Origin of the sequence: Paenibacillus sp. FSL W8-0439 (assembly GCF_038008995.1) — a bacterium.
GTDB lineage: Bacteria > Bacillota > Bacilli > Paenibacillales > Paenibacillaceae > Paenibacillus > Paenibacillus polymyxa.
Map to the genome: position 1 here is coordinate 3,521,166 of NZ_JBBPAK010000001.1, position 24,633 is coordinate 3,545,798.

General features: G+C 43.0%; 23 protein-coding genes and 1 pseudogene. 7 read left to right on the forward strand and 17 right to left on the reverse strand.

The window, feature by feature from the left end:
• Positions 1-46 precede the first annotated feature (46 nt).
• The 3 genes from MKX36_RS15190 to MKX36_RS15200 are packed head-to-tail and all read right to left on the reverse strand — an operon-like array spanning position 47 to position 2,067.
• Entirely contained in the window at positions 47-1,129 is a 1,083-nt protein-coding gene (locus tag MKX36_RS15190) for a Gfo/Idh/MocA family protein (protein ID WP_016822317.1), read from the reverse strand.
• Entirely contained in the window at positions 1,122-1,889 is a 768-nt protein-coding gene (locus MKX36_RS15195) for a sugar phosphate isomerase/epimerase family protein (protein ID WP_290409539.1), read from the reverse strand. Before MKX36_RS15195 ends, MKX36_RS15190 begins: the two co-directional genes overlap by 8 nt.
• Positions 1,882-2,067 carry a hypothetical protein gene (locus MKX36_RS15200; RefSeq protein ID WP_290409538.1) on the reverse strand — a complete coding sequence of 62 codons (186 nt, stop codon included), beginning with the start codon at positions 2,065-2,067 and terminating at the stop codon, positions 1,882-1,884. Before MKX36_RS15200 ends, MKX36_RS15195 begins: the two co-directional genes overlap by 8 nt.
• A gap of 306 nt (positions 2,068-2,373) precedes the next feature.
• On the opposite strand from MKX36_RS15200, the gene MKX36_RS15205 reads away from it, so the two are divergent.
• Positions 2,374-3,192 carry an AraC family transcriptional regulator gene (locus tag MKX36_RS15205; protein WP_013371816.1) on the forward strand — a complete coding sequence of 273 codons (819 nt, stop codon included), beginning with the start codon at positions 2,374-2,376 and terminating at the stop codon, positions 3,190-3,192.
• A gap of 78 nt (positions 3,193-3,270) precedes the next feature.
• Here the strand turns inward: MKX36_RS15205 and MKX36_RS15210 are convergent, their stop codons facing one another.
• From MKX36_RS15210 to MKX36_RS15230, 5 genes are all read right to left on the reverse strand, one after another.
• Entirely contained in the window at positions 3,271-4,755 is a 1,485-nt protein-coding gene (locus MKX36_RS15210) for an alpha-N-arabinofuranosidase (RefSeq protein WP_290409537.1), read from the reverse strand.
• A gap of 321 nt (positions 4,756-5,076) precedes the next feature.
• Complete coding sequence (locus tag MKX36_RS15215) at positions 5,077-5,355, reverse strand: hypothetical protein (protein ID WP_017427479.1); 279 nt, start codon at positions 5,353-5,355, stop codon at positions 5,077-5,079.
• Positions 5,356-5,443: 88 nt separating this feature from the next.
• Entirely contained in the window at positions 5,444-5,761 is a 318-nt protein-coding gene (locus tag MKX36_RS15220; protein ID WP_016822322.1) for a hypothetical protein, read from the reverse strand.
• A gap of 57 nt (positions 5,762-5,818) precedes the next feature.
• Entirely contained in the window at positions 5,819-6,763 is a 945-nt protein-coding gene (locus MKX36_RS15225) for a Gfo/Idh/MocA family protein (protein WP_290409536.1), read from the reverse strand.
• A 163-nt stretch (positions 6,764-6,926) separates the two neighbouring features.
• On the reverse strand, positions 6,927-7,616 hold the full coding sequence (locus MKX36_RS15230) for a TerC family protein (protein WP_025365176.1): 690 nt from the start codon (positions 7,614-7,616) through the stop codon (positions 6,927-6,929).
• Positions 7,617-7,967: 351 nt separating this feature from the next.
• On the opposite strand from MKX36_RS15230, the gene MKX36_RS15235 reads away from it, so the two are divergent.
• Positions 7,968-8,585 (forward strand): TVP38/TMEM64 family protein, encoded by a 618-nt coding sequence (locus MKX36_RS15235; RefSeq protein ID WP_340864971.1) that lies wholly within the window; start codon positions 7,968-7,970, stop codon positions 8,583-8,585.
• Positions 8,586-8,766: 181 nt separating this feature from the next.
• Positions 8,767-9,738, forward strand: a complete 972-nt coding sequence (gene msrA, locus MKX36_RS15240; protein ID WP_016822326.1) for a peptide-methionine (S)-S-oxide reductase MsrA — start codon at positions 8,767-8,769, stop codon at positions 9,736-9,738.
• A gap of 93 nt (positions 9,739-9,831) precedes the next feature.
• Here the strand turns inward: msrA and MKX36_RS15245 are convergent, their stop codons facing one another.
• Positions 9,832-10,635 (reverse strand): lipid II flippase Amj family protein, encoded by an 804-nt coding sequence (locus tag MKX36_RS15245; RefSeq protein WP_017427474.1) that lies wholly within the window; start codon positions 10,633-10,635, stop codon positions 9,832-9,834.
• Between the two features lie 152 nt (positions 10,636-10,787).
• On the opposite strand from MKX36_RS15245, the gene MKX36_RS15250 reads away from it, so the two are divergent.
• A complete protein-coding gene (locus MKX36_RS15250; protein WP_090890085.1) occupies positions 10,788-10,979 on the forward strand; it encodes a hypothetical protein in 192 nt (63 codons plus the stop codon).
• A 188-nt stretch (positions 10,980-11,167) separates the two neighbouring features.
• Here MKX36_RS15250 and MKX36_RS15255 read toward each other — a convergent pair whose 3' ends face one another.
• The gene (locus tag MKX36_RS15255) at positions 11,168-11,872 is read right to left on the reverse strand and encodes a YitT family protein (RefSeq protein WP_044785253.1); all 705 of its coding nucleotides are present in this window, start codon (positions 11,870-11,872) and stop codon (positions 11,168-11,170) included.
• A gap of 420 nt (positions 11,873-12,292) precedes the next feature.
• Positions 12,293-13,219, reverse strand: coding sequence for a DMT family transporter (locus tag MKX36_RS15260; RefSeq protein WP_031461708.1), 927 nt, complete (start codon positions 13,217-13,219; stop codon positions 12,293-12,295).
• A 302-nt stretch (positions 13,220-13,521) separates the two neighbouring features.
• Between MKX36_RS15260 and MKX36_RS15265 the strand changes: the two genes are divergently transcribed.
• Positions 13,522-13,935 carry a hypothetical protein gene (locus MKX36_RS15265; RefSeq protein WP_102999144.1) on the forward strand — a complete coding sequence of 138 codons (414 nt, stop codon included), beginning with the start codon at positions 13,522-13,524 and terminating at the stop codon, positions 13,933-13,935.
• A gap of 480 nt (positions 13,936-14,415) precedes the next feature.
• Here MKX36_RS15265 and MKX36_RS15270 read toward each other — a convergent pair whose 3' ends face one another.
• On the reverse strand, positions 14,416-16,941 hold the full coding sequence (locus MKX36_RS15270) for a transglycosylase domain-containing protein (RefSeq protein WP_340864972.1): 2,526 nt from the start codon (positions 16,939-16,941) through the stop codon (positions 14,416-14,418).
• Positions 16,942-17,133: 192 nt separating this feature from the next.
• Here MKX36_RS15270 and MKX36_RS15275 point away from each other — a divergent pair.
• Positions 17,134-17,591, forward strand: a pseudogene (locus tag MKX36_RS15275) (Y-family DNA polymerase); the annotation flags it as partial.
• Between the two features lie 201 nt (positions 17,592-17,792).
• Here the strand turns inward: MKX36_RS15275 and MKX36_RS15280 are convergent.
• The 4 genes from MKX36_RS15280 to MKX36_RS15295 all read right to left on the reverse strand — a co-directional run bounded on the left by MKX36_RS15280 (position 17,793) and on the right by MKX36_RS15295 (position 21,888).
• A complete protein-coding gene (locus MKX36_RS15280; RefSeq protein ID WP_290409531.1) occupies positions 17,793-19,061 on the reverse strand; it encodes a DNA polymerase IV in 1,269 nt (422 codons plus the stop codon).
• Between the two features lie 799 nt (positions 19,062-19,860).
• The gene (locus MKX36_RS15285; protein WP_290409530.1) at positions 19,861-20,901 is read right to left on the reverse strand and encodes an NAD(P)-dependent alcohol dehydrogenase; all 1,041 of its coding nucleotides are present in this window, start codon (positions 20,899-20,901) and stop codon (positions 19,861-19,863) included.
• Between the two features lie 319 nt (positions 20,902-21,220).
• Positions 21,221-21,742: a hypothetical protein gene (locus MKX36_RS15290; protein WP_090890065.1), complete on the reverse strand. Its 522-nt coding sequence runs from the start codon at positions 21,740-21,742 to the stop codon at positions 21,221-21,223.
• Positions 21,733-21,888, reverse strand: coding sequence for an SDR family NAD(P)-dependent oxidoreductase (locus MKX36_RS15295; protein ID WP_019687935.1), 156 nt, complete (start codon positions 21,886-21,888; stop codon positions 21,733-21,735). The genes MKX36_RS15290 and MKX36_RS15295 overlap by 10 nt, the downstream gene beginning before the upstream one ends.
• Positions 21,889-22,110: 222 nt before the next feature.
• On the opposite strand from MKX36_RS15295, the gene MKX36_RS15300 reads away from it, so the two are divergent.
• Positions 22,111-23,016 (forward strand): helix-turn-helix domain-containing protein, encoded by a 906-nt coding sequence (locus MKX36_RS15300; RefSeq protein ID WP_016822335.1) that lies wholly within the window; start codon positions 22,111-22,113, stop codon positions 23,014-23,016.
• Positions 23,017-23,674: 658 nt separating this feature from the next.
• Here MKX36_RS15300 and MKX36_RS15305 read toward each other — a convergent pair.
• Complete coding sequence (locus tag MKX36_RS15305) at positions 23,675-24,532, reverse strand: GRP family sugar transporter (protein WP_090890261.1); 858 nt, start codon at positions 24,530-24,532, stop codon at positions 23,675-23,677.
• Positions 24,533-24,633: the final 101 nt, after the last annotated feature.

Below are 24,633 nucleotides of genomic sequence, written 5' to 3' on the forward strand. Positions count from 1 at the left end.
AAGCTGCTTTCATTATAGTGATTGTCTATTCGGGATAATTACAGGCTTAGTCAAAGTAAACTGCTTTTCCCGTGCGGGCCGATTCATAGATGGCTTCCAAAATTTCAGTAACAACCAGTGCCTGCTCCGGCTTCACAAGAAGTTCTTTGTCGTCCAGAATAGATTCGATCCACAGACGGGCTTCACGGTCTGCTTCATTTTCCGTTTCACCGGAGTAAAAGGCAACTCCTCCTGCATTCAGATCTATTTTTGTATCAAACAAACGGCTATTTTTTTCTCCGTTAATGCGCAATCCATCCTGCATATCTGCTCCGCCTTCGGTACCGCATAACAACGTCTTGGCTTCACCAAACTCTACAACATTTAATGCCCAGCTGGATTCCAATACAATTGTAGCTCCATTTTGCATGGTGATGAATCCAAAAGCTGAGTCCTCTACTTTAAATTCATCAGGATTCCACGGTCCAAAAGCGTTTGCTGCATTTTTTCGGTCTCCCAGCTTATGGAAGGTTGAACCTAGTACGCTTTTAGGCTTGTAATTATCCATCAGCCAAAGTGTCAGGTCGAGTGCGTGTGTGCCGATATCAATAAGCGGGCCACCCCCCTGTTTCTCTTCATCCAAGAACACTCCCCAGGTTGGAACCGCACGGCGGCGTAGAGCAATGGCTTTACCCAGATAAATCTCACCAAGCTCTCCTTGCTCGACCAATTGCTTCAGATACAGACTGTCATCACGATAACGATTTTGATAAGCAATGGACAGCTTTTTGCCTGTACGGTTGGCCGCATCAAGCATTTCCCGTGCCTGCTCAGCAGTTTTAGCCATCGGCTTTTCACATAGCACATGCTTACCTGCCTCCAGCGCCGCTACTGTAATTTCTGAGTGCGAGTCGTTAGGGGTACATACATGTACAACTTCAATGTCTTTATTTTCTAGCAACTGACGGTAATCACTATAAACTTGCGATCCTTCTGCACCATACTTTTCAGCTGCCTCTTCAGCACGTTCTGGTATAATGTCACAGAAAGCAATGATTTCTGCTCTCTTTTGCTTGGCAAGACTCGGCAAGTGTTTGCCGTTGGCAATGCCCCCACAACCGATAATCCCGATCTTGAGTGTTTTAGACATGAATATTTCCCCCTTGAGCTGCGTATTGTTGGAGCCACTTCATACTGGTTTCAATGCTTTCGATTGGAGGATTTGAGCTGAAATCCTGTTCCACGACAACCCAATCCACACCTGCTTCAATAGCGGCGTCTGTAATAGCCTGAAGCTGCACTTCTCCTTTGCCTAACTCTACAGTAATTGCTTTCTGCTGCTCGTCACGTGCCATATCCTTTAAGTGAATGATAGGTAGGCGTCCACGATATCGTCCGATGTATTCCACTGGATCATAGCCTCCATAGTATACCCAACAAGTATCCATTTCGACCTGTAACAAATCATCGGGAACCGCATCATATAGAGCATCGAATACCGGGCGATCATTGATTTTCTCTGTTAGTTCAAAATCATGATTGTGATAGGCGAGTATCAACCCATGCTCCTTTACTTTTTCACCAATACGATTCAGATTAACAAAAAGGTCATCCCACTCCCGCTCTTCTTCGGTTAAATAAGGAACAATGAGGTATTTATTGCCCAATTCTTTGTGATATGCACTTTCCTCATCCAAATGATGCAGCAAGCGGCTGTATTGTATATGGGTTCCGACAACCTCCAGATTCAGCTCATCCAAAAGCGCTCTGACATCCTTGGCACTACGTCCGAAAAAGTTATGAAACTCAACCCCTTTGTAGCCCAGCTCAGCTACCTTGCGCAATGTACCTTCAAAATCCTGTTCAAGCTCTTCCCTAACTGTGTATAATTGCAATCCTACTTTAGTCATTCTCCTTCACCTCTTTGTCAGGATGAATTTCCGTTATATCTGTTCCATTACACCTGCTTGCCCGCCTCTGGTATCGCACATCTGCAGTGCCTGGCAGCCAGGTACCGGCAGTAAATGCAAGCTCCATCTCAGGTCGAAGCATCAATCCATTCGTTTTGTATACGTTTTCAACACTCAATTTATCGACCTCTCCTTGGCCCTTCCATTCAATAGATCACCAAAGGTCACTACTTCAAAGGGCGGGTTGGTTTGGAGAATTTTAAGATATACCGAGCTAGTGTTACCACAGCTGATAATCCCGGCCTTGATTCGTTTTACGTCTTCACACTCCTTGGCCTCTAACATGTACTTTCTCATCTAACATGTAAGCTTTACAGTTCACATGGTATTCTATTTTGCTTTCGTTTAAAATGAATAATATGATTAAAACATGAACAATCTGGTCAATATTTGAAACAGCCATATGCCCAAAGGAGTCATCATCATGTCTATCATTGAGCCTTGCCAGGTTCTTACCGCAGGCTATTCCTTCCACCGTAAGCCCTTTTATTCGAACCAGCCTGATGGAATCAAAAATTATTTATTCCGTCTGCAAACAGATGGACGCTGTCAAGCACGCATTGACGGGAAAATGACACGGATTGAGGCAGGTGATCTGCTGCTGTTCAATCCAACCGAGCCTTATGAACTGGATATTCACAGTGAGTTGAATCCCATGGGAGAACAGGTTGTTGAAAGTGGGGATTATCACATTTTTTTCGGTGGTCCGTGGGTAGATGAGTGGTGGAATCATCACAAACGTCCCAACCGAATTAAGGTTCAACTCACAGAAGCCCTGCTTGGTCTATTTCGTCAGCTCGTGTTGGAGCAGCGACGTATTTCTAATCCTTACCCGGAAATATCAAGCTATTACATACGCATTTTATGTTTGGAGTTTGACCGTATACTATCCGAGCAACCCATTGCTACTCATCATAACTATCTTGCTTATCAGATAAAAAATTATATTGAAGAAAATGCATCATCTAATTTTAAGCTGGATGATGTCTCTTCACACGTCGGGATCAGTGTATCCCGAGCGGTACACCTGTTTAAGGAAACGTTCGATACGAGCATTATGCAGTACACACTGGATATCAGGCTCAACATGGCAAGGGAGCGTATCATTTTCAGTCCCATGTCACTGGAACAAGCCGCCGAATCATCAGGATTTGCGAACTACACATACTTTCACCGTGTATTTCGTTCCCGCTTTGGCATGTCACCCAAGGAATTCAGATTGATTCACCGCGAGCAATTGTAGGAAAAAGAGAGCGTTCCGGAGGACGCTCTCTTTTTTTATAACAATATACCGATACTACTCACATACCACAATCTGTTTTTACGGAGCAATTGTCAGCATCACTACCGACATCGGCGGCAGCGTAACATCCAAATGCTGATCTTGCAGCTGATAAGATGTAAAAGCTTCCTTTTTCACCCGCTCTGGCTGATCAAATGTATTATGTGCCTGCATATCGTCACTGGCTAAGACAACACCATTGATCTCCTTAACCTCTTCGAGCCCTCTTAGCTCAAGGCTCAAATTTGCTGATTCACCTGGATGGACGTTGCATAAGCTTATATGAATAAAGCCATCTTGTGCCTTAGAGGCGGACACACTTACTTGTGGGATGGAATCTCCATCATACTCATAATTGCCTACCTTCGCATAAATTGCCAGTGCTTGTGCATCCTGATGCACTTTGAACATTTCAAATACATGGTATGTCGGGGTCAACAGCATAGCAGGGCCTTCTGTCAAAACCATCGCTTGCAAAACGTTGACCATTTGAGCAATGTTGGTCATTTGCACACGATCATGATGATTATGGAATATGTGCAGGTGTAGTCCGGCTACCAGCGCATCCCGCATCGTATTTTGCTGATAAAGGAAGCCAGGATTGGTACCCGGCTCGGTCAGGAACCAAGTTCCCCATTCATCGACGATCAGCCCGACCCGTTTGTCAGGATCATATTGGTCCATAATGGCAGAGTGACGAGTAATCAGTTCATCCATATGCAGTGATTTTTTCATCGTCTCAAACCATTCCGCTTCATCAAAACCAACTGCGTGCCGTTTCCCTTCCCAGCTCCCCGGGATTGTATAGTTATGCAGACTCAAACCGTCCATAAGGTGTCCGGCTTCGCGCATCAGCACTTCGGTCCAACGGTAATCATCCACATTCGCCCCGCCTGCTATACGATAAATGCGATTCTCTCCATAGTTACGTACATATGTCTGATAGCGGCGATACAAGTCGGCATAATATTCAGGGCGCATGTTACCGCCACAGCCCCAGTTTTCGTTACCTACTCCAAAATATTTGAGCTTCCAAGGTTTTTCACGACCGTTTTCCTGACGCCATGCAGCCATAGGGGACTCCCCGTCAAAGGTCATGTACTCTACCCACTCCGACATTTCCTGCACTGTACCACTGCCTACATTCCCACAAATATACGGCTCTGCATTCAATAGTTCACACAGCTGGAAAAACTCATGTGTACCAAAATGGTTATTTTCAACCACACCGCCCCAGTGCGTATTTACCATTCTTTTGCGGTTTTCTTTCGGTCCAATCCCATCTTTCCAATGATATTCATCCGCAAAACAGCCCCCAGGCCAGCGCAGCACAGGAATGTTCAGCTGTTTCAGCGCTTCCACCACATCATTTCGAATTCCGTCAGTGTTAGGGATTGGAGAGTCCTGTCCCACCCATAAGCCTTCATAAATGCATCGTCCAAGATGCTCAGCAAATTGCCCATAAATATTTTTATTAATAACACCCTGTTCCCAATCGGTATTTACAATAACAGAACCCTTCACAACAAACCCTCCCAGAACATTAAGATTGTTGGAACATCACACAAATGATTACGCTTTCATAATTGCGTGAACTTCACTTACACTTCTGTTCTTTTTCGAACTCTACTGTACACATTGTCACATCTAGTAATCCTTTAATTAATATAAATATTAATAATTAAACAAAAACATTTTACGTGTTTAATATATTTTATTGTCTACAATTTGTCAATTGCTAACAGCAAAGTCCAAGCAAACTAAAAAGGTCTGCCATTAAGGCAGACCAGGGGATGACTACTTTAGCCTGTAATCTCAGGTTTAACTGAGTCTGGGCTTTACATTTCAAGCTGTTCCCTGCCAACGTGAACCATGGTAGCTGGGACAATTTTGAGCTGCTGCCAAGGCACGTATACGAACAATACTTCCGCTAATGCCACATGTATGCCCCGACATTAACTCCTCGCATTGTGCGCAGGCCAACAGTCTGGCTTCGTACACTTCATCGTTTACACATTCCATTTTGGGTCTCATATTGTTTAGAATTCTGGCAATTTGCTCTTCCGATAAAGCGATATCTCTTTCACAGCCTTTACAAGTACTTGGCATAGGTATATCTTCCATTATCAGCGCATCCTCCCGATCAACAATATACTCTAATAAAAACGGTTATTTCCACGATGCCCTAAATGATTTTACCAGATGCTTGGACTTATTTCCGTTCCGACGGGAGCTGAGCGGCCGCCTCGGATACAACCATTGCCAAGTCCTCATTTCCGAACATAGACAGCACTCCTAATACTGTATCCAGCGGAATATCACCTGCTTCTTCGCGTGATACAGTCAGCTTGCGTATTCGTAGCAGACGCTCGTTGCTATCCTGCTGTGGATACGCTACACGATATAATTCCTCTGGCTCCAAGCCGTTATTAATGCACCATTGAGCAAACACAAGGATCATCATATCTTCTTCTTGCTTATAATTTTCAATGATGGCTTCTTCTAACTGTTTTCCGCGGTTGTCTTCCATTGATACATTTCTCCTTCAACCTATAACTCTTGATGTCTCGATCGTCATGGTTCCTTATTAATTACGCAAACGACTAATCAGTTCTTCTGCCAGCATATGGCTTTCCAGGACTTTTCCAGCTTGTATAGCGCATTCCTCCGGACGATGAATATGCTCCAGAAAATGATTCACCACCCCGGTAAATCCCCGTCTTTCTAATATTGTATCCCAACTTCCAAAAGTTTGAGTTTGTGATAAATTATTTTTTTGCATGAAAACAGCCTGTTCCATATTCGTTACCTCAACAGACCGTCCTGCCCCGTGAAGCTCCAGCTTCTCTATGTCAGCCCCTGCCTGTCTGCTCATACTGTATGTACCGGCAGCATCCCCCAAACGCAAAGTCCCAAATGCAGCGTCCATGTAACCTTCACTCGTTGTATGCAGACTACTATGCAGTAGCTCATAATTATCACCACCCAGCCACAATAGCAAATCAAGCATATGAATTAAATCATCATAAACCGTCTGTGCCGCCGGTCTACGATCATATCCAGTTCGGTGTTTAATCGCCGCACATTGACTGAAACCGCCCACTTCCTCTAGCCAAGCTTTTGCAGCCACATAGTGCGGAGCAAAACGTCGATTAAAACCTACCGCCAGCAGTACAGCCTGTGCCTCCGCGAAAGCAGTCATTTCCAGATTCTGACGAACATCATAGGACAATGGTTTATCCACGTACACCGCTATCCCTTTTTCAATACACGCCATGACTAGGTCAAAATGAGCTTCGGTGGCCGCATGTATAAATACAGCTTCCGGCTCCCATGCCAGCATTTCCTTCACATCCGTCGTTCCTCTAGGTAGTCTATACTGCTCCATAGTAGAACTAACCGGCTCCTGTGAACGGTTCATGACACCTACGATGTCTACGCCTTGGTGTGCAGACAGTAACGGCAGGTACACTTTACGAGCGATTCCACCCAATCCTGCAATCGCTACTCTTGTCTTAATTTGCTTGCCCATATCGTTCCACCTCTAATCACTCATTTCATCTGTTGTCTAGTTTACATGGAAGTCCGCTGACAAGCAAAGAAAAGAGGCTACTCCCGATCCAGATGGACCTGACGGAACAGCCTCTAAGACTTGAGTATCCAGCTTCAACCAGATTACTTCAATATAAGTCAGCTTATGCGTGCAATGCTTCCTTTTTTGTTTTCTCACTTTTTATTTTTTTAACACGCATCCCAATGGCTACAACCAAAACTACAACCAAGGCTTCGAAACCATATTTAACGACTCCATTTGCGAACCAGTGTGCAATTAATGGCTCAGCCACCACCATTTTAGCAGCGGTATACGCTAATACTGCGGCTCCAATCGTAATCACTACCGGGTAACGTTCTGTCAGTTTCAGAATAATCGTGCTTCCCCACACCATGATCGGAACGGAAATTGCCAGACCGAGAATAACAAGTAGCATATCTCCATGAGCGGCTCCCGCAACAGCAAGCACATTATCGAGTCCCATCATTGTATCCGCAATAATAATGGTGCGAATCGCTGCCCACATCTGATTTGTAGCTGAAATTTCATGTTTTTTCTCTTCGACCAACAACTTATAGGCGATATAGATAAGGGCGAGACCCCCAACCAAACGCAATCCATATATTTGCAGTAAGTATGTGACCAGCACGGTAGCAATCACACGAATGATGACTGCTCCCACCGTCCCCCAGATAATGACCTTCTTTTGATTGGCCTTATCAACATTCCGCGCTGCCAAGCCGATTACGATCGCATTATCACCAGCTAGTACCAGATCAATGATAATGATGGACAATAATGCGGTTAAAAACTCAATTGACAAAAAATCCATACGTTTCTCCCACCTTCTTTATTTATTTGTTATACTGTACATAGTTCAGCGCTTTATACTAAAAAAGCGCCATTTCGCAGAATCCGGAAACGGCGCTTGACCCCATTTTGGCATCAAAAAAAGACCATTTACCCGGATTCCTAAAATCCTGGCAAAGGTCTCGCTTACAACATTACGTTGCCAATAAAGCCGGGGATTAAGAATCCCGTAATGACGACTTTACTCGCTGAGCTACTCCCCTTTGGGAACTATTCTGTTAGTGGCAGTATAGCATACATTTTTGGGAATGTGAACCCTATTTTTTTCTGTATAAGCAATAAGCCGAACAGGGATATTGAAAGAGGTATGTAAATGAAAAAATGGTTACTCCCCGCAGCTTATGTTTCGCTGCTCTGCATCGCGTTTATCTACAGATATGATTGGCTCGCATGGGCAGACAAGCAAACCTCCTTTCCAGTTCTGCTGCTGCTCGCATTTTTATTCGCGTTAATTCCGTTTATCCCTTACAAGCTGATTATCGCTTCCATTGCTTATGCAGCAGGCGCCTGGCAAGGTGCTCTGATTTGCTGGCTTGGCACTACTTTCGCTGCGTTGGTCGTTTACAGTGCCGTATGTACCCTGTTCCGTGACAAAGGACGTGCCTATTTGGAGCGTGTTCCCGCACTGGAGCGTTTCAATCAGGTCATGGAGAAAGAGCCTTTTACTGCTGTGCTACTGGCTCGCCTGATTCCAGTCATTCCTCAGGCAGCTGTAAATGTATATGCCGGAGTAGCAGGGTTTCCGTTCTGGAGCTTTATGCTAGGCACAGCGATCGGCAAGCTTCCCGCAATTGCAGTGTATGCTTATGCAGGCGGTACCTTTGCGGAACATCCAATCACGGGTTTACTTATTTTGCTGCTATATACTGCACTGGTAGGTGGCGGATTTGTACTTTACCGAAAAAGAGTTAGGCGCGGCAATAAAACATGATGGCAATGAGTTTGTACCGGTTCTGTAGTATGTTTGATTGCTTTTTTTGGGACACACTACAGCTACGCAGCTGAGTACTTTCTGATGTTTCGTTGGATTTTGCAAAAATCCCGTATATAATTTAATTGTAAGCTATTTAAATAACAACTAATTAAACATTCTCAGATTGGAGTGATAAAATATGAGCACCAACAATCCAAACACGGTAGAAAAGGCAACTTTTGCGGGCGGCTGCTTCTGGTGCATGGTCTCCCCTTTTGAGGAAATGCCCGGTATTTTGAAGGTTAGATCTGGATATACAGGGGGACATACCGAAAATCCTACCTATGAAGAGGTATGCTCTGAAACAACGGGACATGTGGAAGCCGTGCAGATTACATTCGACCCCCAAGTGTTCCCGTATGAAAAACTGTTGGAGTTATTTTGGCAACAGATTGATCCAACGGATGAAGGTGGACAATTTCACGATAGAGGTTCATCCTACCAAACGGCTATTTTCTATCATAATGATGAACAACGCATCAAGGCAGAGGCTTCCAAAGAAGCTCTCGCTCAAAGTGGCCGTTTTGACAAGCCCATTGCAACATCTATTCTGCCTGCCGCAACTTTTTATGAAGCAGAAGAATATCATCAGGACTATCATAAGAAAAACCCCGCTCACTACAAACGCTACCGCAAAGGGTCGGGACGTGAAGATTTTATTGAGCAAAATTGGGCTGCCAAGATTGATAAGTCCGGGCTCAAAGATCGGCTGACGCCTATTCAATACGAAGTAACACAAAAAAACGCGACCGAGCGCCCATTTCAAAATGAGTTTTGGGATCATGAAGCTGAAGGCATTTACGTGGATATCGTATCAGGAGAGCCTTTGTTTAGTTCACTGGACAAATATGATGCGGGTTGCGGCTGGCCTAGCTTTACCCGTCCGTTGCGCAGTTACAATGTCAAAGAAAAGACCGATCTCAGCCATTTCATGATTCGTACCGAGGTGCGAAGTCGCGAAGCAGACTCCCATTTAGGGCACGTATTCGATGATGGTCCAGGTCCAGAGGGTTTGCGTTATTGTATCAATTCTGCCGCGCTCCGCTTTGTGCCTCAGGAAGACTTGGAGCGTGAAGGATATGGAGCATATAAGTCATTATTTGAAAAGTAAGCAGCCGTAAAATCATTAAGGCTGACCCGGAATCATCTTTATTAGATGGTCACGGGTCAGCCTTTTTTGGATATGGCAGCACATCTTTACGATCTAGCTCATCACCCACCCAAGCCAAATGGCTAGCGGTACCAGCAATAGCTGAGCTAATAAAGTTCCTGCCAAACGCGAGATGATCATCCAACCGTACACACTATTCATCCGAATTAGGGGTAGCTCCCCTCGTAGCGTTTTTTCTGACAACACCGCCAATCTTGGATCAATTAACAAGGTCAACAATACCGTTGCGACGCCATTGATTAAGCCTGACGACATTGACATTGCCGTACCTTGGGCGGGCCATAGAAATGACGCATACAAGGCAGATACCACTCCAGTTGTATAAATTGCGGTAACGGCAATATTTAAAATAATTAGACGCTTGGGGATCACTCCACTGATCAGGGAGGTAAGCATGGACCAGCTAGGGCGCTTTATGTAGTAGCCTGCATGCTTCCAGCGATTTCGACTCATTAAATGACGTATTAAAGCTGGAATAGATCCAGTATGCTCCAAATGCACAATCCATCTGGCTGACATGCGCACCACTGTTGGATACAGTAATATAGCAAACATAGTTCCAACGGTGGCGGCCAGCAGTACCCCGTGCATATACAGTTCCAGTCTCGTATCCGTTCCGCCCAATTGTGCTGACTCTTTAGCCTGATCGACCATCCCTCCAAGTAAAGGCCCCTGCGCCATATTGGAGGTGCGTGAAACCAACAGCAGCATTCCGGCCACGGTTAAGGCCAATCCAATCCGACGTGCTCGCAAACCACCAAGCCGAAGAGCATAAGACAAGCTATCGGTAGTATGAATGATGATGGTTAGTAAAAAAACGAAACCCCAGGCAAGCAAATGTTCCACTCCTTTTTCTGGTATTCTGCACACCATTATACGCCTTTTCTCAAGATATATTTTACAATACATTCATTACTTTAATTTTTGTTTGTCTAAGCCAACAACGGGTAATACATAGTACAACACCTGCTAAAAAGGAGTGTGCAACAATGCCTTGGAACAAACATGATTACCCGCCATCCATGAAAAATCTGGAACCCCGGGTGCGAGAAAAAGCCGTTGATATCGCTAACGCTCTACTCCGCGAGGGCTATGAAGAAGGGCGTGCTATTGCGATTGCCACTGCTCAAGCTGAGGAATGGAACGATAATCATCCTGTAGAAGAAAATAAGAAGCAGTAGAAAAAATACAAAAACAGCATTCAAGTTACAATGGGTATGACCAAAATTTTGCTTTTTCTAATTCTAAAGAGTCCTTCATGTGTTGCTGAACGTGAATTGCCGAGCGATCAAAGAAGAGGGAGATGAAGCTGAATACAGCGAAAGGGTGTTACGTAAGAAGATTTCTCTCCTGACGTAACACCCTTTCCTTATTGACGAAGGCTGTGGACGACCGGCACTGTTTTGGTAACTACCTTTTTAGCGGGAATAGCCGCTGGCAGTACCTTTTTCACAGGTCGGTGCAATTGGAACGTGGTCGTCCATGTAATTATTTTTCCGGCAAGCCACACAGCCAGTATTGTAAACATTGTTTCCTTTACAGGCAGATACAACAGCGATAATCCTAGCACGATGATGTCACTGACAATAAACACGTTGCCGATTTTCCATCCGCGCCACTCGCTCACCAGCAGAGACAAAATATCATCGCCCCCGGTTGCTCCACCGAATCGCAGTACGATTCCGGCTCCTAAACCTGTGAGCACCCCACAAAGTAGAGCTGCTATTAGCAGATTTCCATGCAGGTCTATAACCAGAGTCGAGTATTTCTCAAATCCTGCATAAAACAGTGAAAAGGCGACGGCTCCGATTAATGCTAGCATCATAAATCTTTTGCCCTTCAGTACCCATGCCAGCAATATGACAGGAACATCAAGCATCAGCATACTCCATGCTGGAGATATGCCAAACGCATAATGCCCCAGCAGAGCTAAGCCTGCAAATCCGCCCTCTGACAAATGATTCTGGGCGTTAATGTGATAGTACGTAAAAGCTAAAATGCATGTTCCGAGCAACATGACAGCAATCTGTCTCAGTGCTCCATTGTTCACGATAGATTCGTAAGTTTTCCTCATACAGGCTCCCTCGGTTTCTCGTAAGTTTGATGTGGATGAACCCACTCTTACGGAAGCAACCTGGTAAGATGTGCCTGGAGGACTTGGTCCTTCGCATGTACAATCCCCTCTTCCGCAGAGTTGGCTTTCGCAACTTGACGTTACTCCGCGGAAAAGCTAAGTATAAGACAGATCAAATCGTTTCCAAATCGTCCTTTGGGGAAGTATCCTTCGGGGACACATGGTATCCTGATCCTTTCTTTTGTGGAATAAAACTCCGACATTTCTGTGGTGCATATAATTCTATAATTTATTATACCACACCTTGTCACCTGCTAAACAGCTTGCTTTTTTGCTGCACCATATTTTATTTTATGTGTGAGCATGCTTTATTGTATGTGCGAGTTGACGCATTATACCAAAGGTTTGGCGAGTACACATTCAATGACCTGAGTGTGTTTTATTTTCACTTGGAGTTATTACCCTTAGTTTGGCTGTTCTGCGCTGATTGGCCATAAATACGCCCCCGAGTATAAGAACCAGACCGGTCAGCACGTTCCAGCCGATATGCTCATTCAGAAGTAAAAAGCCCCATACGATGGCACTCACGGGTACAAAATACGTTACCGAAGAAGCGAATTCCGCACTCCCCCGCAAAATCATATAGTTGAACAAGATATATGCTACCCCTGAACCCAAAACTCCTAGTCCTATTAGGGAACCTAATACTCCTGGAACAGAAACGATCGACAAATCTGGTCTCTCTACAATTACCATCATAATACCACCCCCTGCTGCCGCACCAAACAGTGTCGCAAAAGTAGCCTGATACATGGAAAGATTGGAGAGAAAACGTTTGGAGAGCTGTGTTCCAAATCCGTAGCAGAGAGTCGCAAGCAGCATACATCCAAAACCTACCGGATCAACAGAAATAATAGAGGCAGGATTAATACCCAATAAAATAATAATTCCTATAAAAGCGAGCCCCATTCCTAACCACTGCAGGCGATGAAATATAGCTCCGAAGAAGACAAGACCCACCAACATAGTCCATATTGGCGTGGTGGCATTCAATACAGAAGCCATGCTGCTAGCTATTCTGGTCTCACTAAAACCAATCAATGTCCATGGTAAAACCATGTTGACGCATGCTACCAGAATAACCGATTTCCACGGGATGCTTTTGATTTTAAACGGCTTGCGTATAAGAAGCATTAATAAGATGATAAAAATAAGACCAAAACTGGATCGCAGAAATACAATAGTCCACGGTCCTACTTGATGTAGCAATAACACCTTAATAAACATAAAGGAACCGCCCCAAATAAGGCTCAACAATAATAAAGCTGCATATAACGAACGTGACAATATGTAAACCTTCTTTCTTGACTCTCTTATGTTAAATAGTAAAAAACGTCGCTATCAGAACGCTATCCCCTTCTATGTAAGTTTTTTATCCATTAGCTTAACATAAACTCTGTTTGGCTGTCATCGGCCCTATACGCAAGAATCTTTACACAATGGCACATGGAAGTAGCTCTCCCCGCACTTTTCCAATAATTGATGATTGCTTTAGCAACAGAAAAATTCCTATGATGAAGTATATTCAGAACATATGTTCTATATACTTATTATATATTGTTATTTCACTCCGCGTAAAGGAGATATTTATGACAAACAGAAAGGTACTTGATAACAAGCATAAAGCTCCTTTGCCTTCTGAAGAAGACGCAGGACTGATCAAGATGTGTGTACTTCTAACACTTGTACTGGATGTGCTGGAACGAGACATTCGCATTATGAATATCTCTCCTCTAAAAATGCCCGATTTGTATATTCGTAGCCTGACTGGAGTACAACAGCGCGTAACTGTTCAATTAGCAGACACAAAAGCACGAATGAAAAGACAGGGAGTGAAAATATACAGCGAAATCCGAAATCATGAAGGCGTAGAGGTTTTGTATGTATGCCGCGGTTACCAAAGACGATTTTTCATGCTTTCATCCTTTGCCCGCAGTGAGGTTCGGCGTAAACTCGGATACTACCTGGGAATTGATCTGACCCAAGACTATGCCCCCTTATAATCTCGCCTTGCCTACTTGCCTGAACAAAGAGAAAATTTTAAAGCCCATTGGTTACATGCAAATAATTTGGCTCGTATTTTCAAAAAGGAGAAATCTAAAATATGAAAAAAGAGCAGAGCCGCATAAAATGCTGGCTCTACTCATAATTACAACAGGCTGCTGGGATCAGGACAGCTTAAAGGATGCCAGATTGGCAAATGCATCGATTTATGATCTTACTCCTAAGGGCCTACTCCAGCAAACACTAGAAGTTGTAGATGAATCTCAAACCAATGAAGGTAAAGTACCAATGAAGTTTATTCAGGCACCGAGAATTCTGTCCGACAGATGTACCGGAGCCTGACTATCCAACTTCCCATTCAAGGTAGCCATTGTAATGGAATAGCGTTGGAATGAGGAGTATCCTAATGTCCGTTTTCATCCGCAGGTCACTGTCAATATTGTTGGAAACGGTGTTCTAAACTAGATCGTCCAGGTTGCTTAGTTGTTGGATTGATCAGTCGTTGGTTCAGGATAGATAACCTCATCAGGCTGAGTTTTTGGAGCACCATTCTGGTTTTCTGATTCAGGTGGTGTCTGCGGCTCGTTTTCAACAGAAGGTTGCGAAGTATCCGTTGATGGCACATCGTTATTCTCATCAGGCGGTTCGATCTCTGCGTCTGTGTCAGGAACAGAAGGAACTGTTTCCTCTGGTGGAACCTCCTCTTGATCTGTTGCTGGTACCTTGATCTCAGGGACATCTTCTTTCTTGATATCTGGTTTGGACGGAACTACTGGCCTAGCAGAACGTGGAAGCTGTTCTCTTCCGACTTCAGTCGGCACGTACTTTTGGTTAAACCAGTCAGTCACGAGATGACCCGATTGGCGGGAATAGCGCCCTGGCAGCTTACCTGTAAGACTAGATACCGTAACTTTCACAACGCCTTCCGGCTGTATAAAATGCTTATTCTTAAAAAGCTCAGGCTGGTCTTTGACCGCCTCATTCATGATCAACGCCCACACCGACTGTGCTCTGGTGTGACCTTCTTGAGATAATGTATTAACTTGTTGACGATAACCAGCCCATACGCCTAGCGTAATGTCAGGCGTGTATCCCATAAACCACACATCACCAAAGTTCTGTGTCGTACCCGTTTTACCCGCAATATCAATGGTACCGTAGTTTTTAAATGCTTTTTGTAGGCGTTTGCCAGTTCCTCTCGGATCTGATATAACGGTTCTGAGCATATCCGTCATCAAAAATGCGGTTTGCTGCGAATACACACGCTTCGTCTGTGGTTTAAATTCATATACAATCTTACCGTTGGCATCTGTAATTTTACTGATCAAGTGAGGGGCATTATACACGCCCATATTGGGAATTGTTCCGTATGCTGCGGTCAGTTCCTCGACAGATATCCCCTTACTAAGTCCACCTAGAACTCCTGTTTGAGCATGTTCATCCTGCGGCTGAATCGTCGTAATTCCAAGGGAACGCACAAAATTCCAAGCGTTTGGAATTTTAACTTCATATAAAAACAGCCTCAGTGCAGGGATGTTAATTGACCGATTGAGTGCTTCACGGGCTGTCATAAGCCCCTCATATCTTCTGTTATAATTTTTAGGAATATGATAACCCTTTCGTCCGTCTTTCAATATGATTTGTGAATCATCAATAAGACCGGCGGGCTGAGTGTAGCCCTTCTCCAAAGCAGGTAAGTAAGCAGCAATAGGCTTCATGGCAGAACCGGGCTGACGTGTCATTTGAGTTGCATAGTTCATTTGCTCGGTATTAAAATCCCGGCCCTCGATCATACCGAGGATAGCCCCTGTTTTATGATCAATCATGATTGCCGCAATCTGTTCTAGTCCCTTCTTCTTACTGTATGGAGAAAAATTTTGTGGATTAGCTGCAATCTGTCGCATATTGCTATAAATTTTTTTATTTATCGTTGTATAAATTCGATAGCCGGACCGTTGCAACTCTTCTCGCGTATTTTGAAGAAGTTCAGCATGCTCAGGCTTAGAAATCTCAGCTGCTGTGAGATTCGGATTTTGCTGGAGTGCTAACAGCTGTGCGGCCTCCCGCTCTGTTTCCAGCATCAAATAAGGGAATGTGTTATAGCTTTTTTCGCGATGGGGTGCAAGAGTCGCTCTCACATCAAATTGAAGCGCATCATTATATTCGGACAGTGTGAGCTTGCCTGTTTCCAGCATTCTTCCCAACACAACACGTTGGCGCTCCATCGCTTTGTTGAAACCTTCTTCATCAAAATTCCCTTTACCATCAAAAGCGGAATAAACAGATGGCAGCTGTGGAAGACCTGCCAAATAAGCCGCTTGAGCAATATGAAGCTTATGTAGATCACTTACATTAAAAATTCCTAACGAAGCAGACTTGATTCCATACAAATTGTAACCAGCGGAACCATTACCAAAAGGCATTTTATTTAAGTAAGCCGTTAATATTTTGTCTTTGCCCATAAAACGCTCCATACGTAGTGCCAGCAGCATTTCCTTCACCTTTCGGCTGTCCGTTTTATCCAGACTGAGGAAAACTCTTCGGGCTACCTGCTGCGTCAGTGTACTGCCGCCAGTTTGGCGGTTTTCATTCAAAAGTTTCTGTTTGACAGCACGAGCCGTCCCCTTTAAATCTACACCATGGTGCTCATAAAATTGGCTATCTTCTGTTGAAATGAGGGCATCCACAATGGACTGAGGGACATCCTTCAAGTCAACGAGCTGTCGGTCCTCTTCCATGCGCATTCTTCCAACCGGAGTTACCTGATCATTAAAAAATACAAAACTGGTCAGAGCATTCTCATTTACCTTTTCATATATCAATTGACGTGATCGTACAGGTTCATCATGAACCAGTGCCGCCACATAACCGGATATAAGACCTCCGGCAAACAGCACTCCAAGTACACCCGCAAGCGAGAACCACTTGATATTAATCAGCAAAACTCTGCCAAAAATGCGCCACCTACTGCGTTTTTGAGATGATGGTCGACGTTTTGGGTTCATAAAAATGGTTTTCTCCCCTCAATATTCATTCATTTCCACTTGTTTTTGTTCAAGATAATATGATACGCCATGCTAGGTTTCCCGTAAACTGTAATGTTCCAAAAAATACATTTGTATTAGGAACACTTGTTCTATATATAATACTACTATAAGGGTATATGTTCAAGAATATTCTGGAATATGATTAATCACATGCCAGGAGAGGAGGTCAACATTGTGAAGGAGCGTGGAAGTAGAACCATATTTCTAGCGGACTGCCAAAGCTTTTACACCAGCGTCGAAAAAGCGGATAATCCCGCATACCAACATAAGTCGCTCGTTGTGGCCGGTGACCCTGCACTTCGTTCAGGCATTATTTTAGCCACGTGTCCGCTGGCCAAAAAACATGGTATATCCACTGCAGTACGTCTGGGGGAAGCTGTAAAAAATGTCCTGACCTTATCATTGTACGCCTGCGCATGCAGCATTATATCGATGTCTCATTAAAAATAACAGAAATCTATAATGAGTATACGGATTTGGTTGAGGTTTTCAGCATTGATGAACAATTTCTGGATATGAGCGGAAGTCTCTCCCTGTTCGGAGATCCGTTGAGTATTGCAAGTGAAATTCAGCGGAAAGTGCTGGGACAAACAGGAGTATGGATTCGAACCGAAGGAAAAGTATAAAACACAGCTAAAATACCAAATAGCATTGTAGTATTAACAAAGTCCAGCAATAATTTTCTAGACTTTAATTCAAAGATTAACAGTCTTTAGTTTTACCTGTTTCCCAAGAACCCTTCAGACCAATATGTAGTGGGATCTGACCTTGCTCTAGTAATTCTAAATTACATCAGTATATCCCTTCATTTATTTATAATGCCCCCCGATTTTTAGGGATCTCTCCAGTGCCTGACCAGCTTGGGTCAAAGAGGACGCTCTTACGATAGCTGCGCTACCATAGCGTTCTTTAATTTTATCTGTTGCTTCTTCCAAGGAGCGGATACGCTCATGATCCTCAAAGAAGGAAAGTTGATAAGTTTGGTCGTCAACCAACCCACTTAAAGTGACACCTAAGCGTCGTATCGGCATACCGTTCCAAAAATTATAAAATATTTTTTTTGCTGCGTTGTACACTTTATTCGTATTGTTAGTCGGATCTGTAAGCTTCATTTGCCTGGAAAATCCGGTGGGAGCCTCATATGGGCTACATGTACAACTAACGGTCACGACAGAGCCCATGCACCCCTTACGACGACTGTCTCGACAAACTTCTTCCGAGAGTTCAAGCAGGATGGTCTCTACTTCATTTGGTTCCAGATAATCTTGGGGTAGGGTCATCATATGGCTTACCGACTTTTGTGGAGAACTGAAGGTATACGGAGCTACAGGACTCTCATCTAGACCATTGGCTGTTTTCCACATGACCTCCGCCTGTATATCCGACTGTTTTCCCAAACGAGCGCGAAATTTAGACTTAAGATCTGGTAGAGACGTTCTAGCGATATCTCCAATGGTTGTCATACCAAGCCGCTCAAAATGGGACGACATCCGCGAACCTACCCCAAACATTTTATTAACTGGCTGTGGCCAGAGCAGCTGCTCTAATTCTGTCTTGGGCAACGTGAATATACCGCTTTTAATTTTTTTAGCCCAAATATCGGTTGCGCTTTTGGCAAGAACCTTATTGGAACTGATTCCTATTCGTACCCAAACCCCGGTTTGTAAAAGAACCTTCTTTTGAATTTCTCTTGCAACGGTTAAAGAATCTCCAAAAATTTTAAAACTACCCGAAATGTCCAGAAACTGCTCATCGATACTAAACACCTCTACCAGGTCGGTGTATTCCTTGTATATATCCGTAATTGCTAAAGAGACATCGATATAGTGTTTCATACGGGGACGGACGATCACAAGCTCAGGACACTTCTTGAGGGCTTCACCGAGCCGTTCTGCTGTAGACACCCCGAAACTTTTGGCCATAGGACATGCTGCTAAAATAATTCCAGACCTGCGTGCAGGATCGCCTGCTACCGCAAGCGGTTTATTTTTATACTCTGGGTAGGAAGCTTTTTCTACACTCGCATAAAAACTCTGGCAATCCGCCAAAAGAATTGTCCGCTCAGTTGTTTTAGTCATGCTGCACCCTCCAAAAAAACGATCATATACGTACGAACATGTATTCTTATTTATTATAATACCAAACATTAGTTCTGTATTCAGGTAATTTATAGGATTATGTAAATCAATCATCAAAGATTGGGTATCTGGTACGAGCGTGGATCATCACATTATTTCTGTGATCATAAAGGCCAAGAAAGCTTAATGTGCTCGTGGGGGATGAGGATCGGAACGGAATTCTGGTTGGCTGGGCTTCATCTTTTAAATGTCAACAAAAATAAAGAACCAATGTATAACATTTTATCTTGTCTTGAAAAAGCGGAAACTTGGTATACACATTTGAATTCAATTAAAAAAAGGCTTTCTTCAACGATGTCGTAGGTACATTTCCGCTGTATGGACTGAATTCCATGACATTTATAGTTCCCAATGTACTTTTAATTTCTTGAAAAGCTCTAGTAAGCTGTGCTTTGTTAGTAATATCCACAGCAAAACCTTGAGCCTCAATTTAGTTAATTGCTCAGTATACTGTCTAGTTTCTCTTATGTTCTTGAAATCATAGCGATACGAAATCCGTGTTTACCAAACGTCTTAGCCAGTGAAAAGTCCAATCCGGGATCTGCTCCAACTATGACCAATGTTATCAATGCAAATTCACTTCTTCTCTTTTTAAATTCTTATGAGTTAATTTACTAGCGTATTTATAAATTAGAAAAGCGGACGAGCAGCAATTCGTCCGCTCTATTGTAAGTCCTGTCTTTCAGATAAGTGCTTTTGATGATGTTTGTGTCTATTGAGTTATCCTCGAAAATACGACTTAAAAGGTAAATGTATCAATAACAAATCGATATCGTACATCATTTCGGATAAGTCGCTCAAAAGCTTCGTTGATTTGATTGGTGTGAATTACCTCAATTTCAGGGACGATACCATGCTCTGCGGAGAAATCAAGCATTTCTTGGGTTTCAAGAAGATCGCCTCCAGGCGTTGCTGCAATTCTGCGACGACCCATAAGCAAACTGAGCGTATTAAATTGGTTCGGCTTACCGGAATCACCGATGATAACAAACGTACCATTTATATTAAGCATGGATACGTAAGCATCTAAATTAAGACTTGCAGAGGTCGTGTTGAAAATCACATCAAATTGACTAGCTAGCGTCGAGAATGTGTCAGGATCGTTCGTTGCATAGTAATGATCGGCGCCAAAACTTAGCGCATCGCTTTTCTTATCCATTGTCTGACTCAAGGCCGTAACTTCAGCTCCTAATGCATGGGCATATTTGATAGCTAGGTGGCCGATACCTCCAATACCGACGATAGCGACTTTTTTGCCTGGACCTACTCCCCAATGTTTCAAAGGATAGTAAGCCGTAGCTCCTGCACAGAGTAGTGGACTGGCAACATCTAAGCCCAAACTATCTGGGATCTGAAGTACGTAATTTTGCTTCACTACAATTTTTTGACTGTAACTACCGTAAGTAATATTTCCATCGTAGTCTACGGAATTATACATCATGACCATGCCCTTTTTACAGAACATATTCTCACCACGTAGGCAATTCTCGCACTCTCCACAAGAGTTCACGAGAGGCCCTACTCCAACCCGGTCACCCACTACAAACTTAGTTACTTCCGTTCCAACCGCTTCTACAATTCCTGTCATTTCATGACCGGGAACCATTGGGAATTGAGAGTAACCTCCATCATTATGGACCATATGAACATCGGTGTGGCATACACCACTATACTTAATATCGATTAGAACATCATCTGGGCGCAATTCCCTCCGTTCAATCATCGTCCGTTCAAATGGCGCATTCGCACTGGGAACACTCAATGCATGAACTTTACACATACTTGTTATACCCCTTTCATTTTTCATATTATATATTTCAGATATCAGCTAAATTGTTGTATTTGAATTGTATTCGTATCCCTATCTCATCCCCCTTCATACACTATTTACAGCCTACACTTAGGTACAGCGTGATAACGCATCTAAGGTTGTCTTAATGGATACTTATAGTTTAAAACTCCAGATCTATGGTTAACATAGCCTGATTACAGACAAAGTTGTCCCTATTACTGATTATTAGGAAAGAAAATGAATACAAAAAGCCCCTCAACTTCAGGAAAGCAGAGGGGCCATCGTAAACCTTATTATTGCTCCGTACTTATTTATTCATATAAGGGCTAATAACCTTTTGGCAGTAATCCCAAACTTTTATTTCGTTTTCTACAGAATAATATCGATCCCGTGGTTTTTCCTCCCTCATGTTACCAAAGAATTTCCCATTGACCTTTTCTACTTCTTGTGATGTGGCCAAATATACGGTTGTAGCAGCTCCTTTTTCTGGCGTATTCATGAATGGAAGTGCCAACTTAAACACTATATTATTAATAAAACCTTTATCGTTGTCTTGTCCAAATCTAGTCGCAACAGCACCAGGATGTAACACGTTCGCAGTTATATTTTTCAGTCCCCTTCTCATTAGTTCAGCTGACCAGTGTCTTGTGATCCAAATCGTATACAATTTGGAGGATGCATACGCACCGGACGAGGTGTAGTCCTTTTCCAACTGTAAATCGCTGAAATCTGGTTTTTTGGCAATCCTATGTGTTGCGGAAGAGGTATTAATGATCCTTGCTGAGGGGCTTTTTGAAAGAACATCTAATAATAACTCTGTTAAGAGCAATGGTGAAAATACATTAAGGGTCTCTGTGCTTTGTTTTGATTCCGTCCATGAATGATCACAGTGTGTCCCTGCTTTGCCATGGTTTTCGCCGCAACTTTTCCGATTCCATCAGTAGCTCCAGTAATAAGGATGATTTTTGTAATCATCGTAATTCTCCTTTTCATTTAAGTAATATATTTATACTGCAACCCATTCGATTAGGTACATATCCAGGTTACTGATGATATTGTCCAGATTACTGATAAATAGTTCTGTAATTCAAACAAGTTTATCGTGGATTAGACTATGTCTTACTTGAAATTCAAAGGATATGATAAGAAGAGCTTTCTATTTGCGAGGAATTGTTTTGTTCATAAGGAGGGCAAATCATGTTAACGGTTGAATCAATATCTGACTTACATGAATTACTCGGATACAATAAACCTAAACATCCATTAATTACTGCGATGAATTTTGAAAATGCTAATCCATCGGAAACCATGTTTAACACTGACGTCATGTTGAATTTTTATGTGATATCTCTAAAAAGTGGTACTCAATGTGATTTTAAATACGGCAGAAAAAACTATGATTTTCGTGAAGGCAGCCTTGTTTTCACAGCTCCTGGTCAAATCATGATTTCTGAGGGCAATTATACACCTGAATATTCGGATGGCTGGATGCTTTGTGTTCATCCTGACATGATCAGAGGAACCACACTATGGTCAAAAATATCCGAGTACAGCTTTTTTGAATACGAAGCAAATGAAGCCTTGCAGCTCTCTGAACAAGAAAGAGAGACGATTGAACGTATAGTGAAGAACATTGAGAATGAATACAGTAAAAATATAGACCTTTACACGAAAGAACTCGTTGTGTCCAATTTGGAATTACTCTTAAACTACGCTAAACGCTTTTATGGCAGGCAATTTATCACTAGAGCAGTGGTTTATAAAGACGCCGTCACCAAGTTCGAAGAGCTTTTAAATGAACTGTGTACTGTGGATATTATTGAAAGATCAGGTACACCAAGTGTAAAAGGTCTTGCTCAAGCAATGGGGTATTCACCTAATTATCTTTCGGACATGCTAAAAAAAGAAACCGGTAGAACAGCTCAGGATTTTATCAAATCCAGGGTGCTGGAACTTGCAGAAAACTTGCTTTTAACGACTAAAGAGCCTATTCATCAAATTGCTGAGAAGCTTGGATTTGAACAGCCTTCTAGCTTCACAAAATTTATAAAAACGCACTTAGGTTTGAGTCCAATGGATTTCAGAAGGCAGCATTTGGTATGAATAAAATTAAAAAAAGGTTTGTCTCTATGTTTATTTTGAGACAAGCCTTTTTCCTAATGTTCATCCTATCCATCGAAATAGAATAAAAACATTATATTGACACTTTTTGAGCCTCTCAAAACTGTAAAACATCATTGCATTTATTAATTATTATAAAATACAACTAAATAAGCTTGTCCGAATAACACACCTATCTTAAACACCTGTAATCAGGAAGTATGCGCAACGAAATTTCTGCCATGTACAAAGCTGGTCTGTCACATATATTAATGCACCACATTTATGACTGTAGTAAAGTACAGCAAACGGATAATCTTTCTATTATTTATAAAAATACTTTTACAGCGGGAGATGTTATTTCAATCTCAATAGCTACTCACCTGAAAACTACTTCCTTTAACAGTGATTGCGCGTCCTATGACCGCTGTTAAACACAAAATTCCAAAAAAACCCTATGCAATGGTTAAACCATTCACATAGAGTTTTCTCATTATCCGTTTACTTGCGAAAGCTAATATTTTTAATATTTCTCAATATTTCCGCCTCGGTCAGCCGCAATCTGTAGCTTGCAGCGCTGGACGAGAACGGGTACGCTACAGCTATCTCAAAAGGTACGGGTGTGTAATCAGCGCATTCCGCTAAATTCAATTGCTAAATCTCAGAGCTTGACCAGACTAATCAATCCCACTCCGACCATGATTACCGTAATGCCGGCCAGTAGACGAAGCCATTCCCCGGGACTCTTCTTTTCCCTGAAAATCAGAATACTGCCAACGCAGGAGATGGCGATACTCGCCTGAGAGATCGGAAAACTGGCAGCGACTCCAATAAGCCCATTCGAAATGAATAGCGCCAAATTTGCCACGCTCCACGACAAACCCGTAGACAAATTGCGCAGCACCTGAACCAGATGAAGCTTCTGCCCTCCCTTACAGTTCATTAAAAGCGCAGAACACAGCATGCCAAGTGATTGCGGTAAGATGACCGACAGACCGGAAACATGAAAGATTTGATTAATAATAACATACAAGGTTAAGGCTATACCCGAACAAACCAACATGACAAGAATTTGAAGGGGTAAAGGCTTGGACAAACCACTTGATTTGCCCTGATAGCTCGTCAGCAAGATGCCAGACAAAATAAATATAAGCGCTGCTAATCCAATACCAAATTGGTACCCAGTCGTCCATTCGCCCAAGATTAGTGCTGCAAAAAGCGTCGTTCCCATAAGTTGTAGCCCACAAATGATGGGAATGGCCGTTGAAACGCTTACTTTCTGGAAAGCTTGAAATTGAATCAACTGTCCTACGGACCAAAACACACCTGAGACAAAGCTCACAATAAATGGTGTGATTTGAAAGTTAACAGGTGAGTACGAATACAGGCACAGTGCGAACAATACGGCACCGATGACCGTCCCCGTCAGTTGCTCGCGAGGACTGGCTTTTGTCATTTGCGCCAGTATGGGCATGAATCCCCAGCCTATGGCTGGAATAAAGGCAATGAGTGTATCCACATGCAGTTCCCCTCTCGTAAAGTGAGTTCTTCCGTGCAATCCTTTAAAATACCATGCAGGAAAAACCAACAGCTTTACGATATCAAAATACACCCACCTCA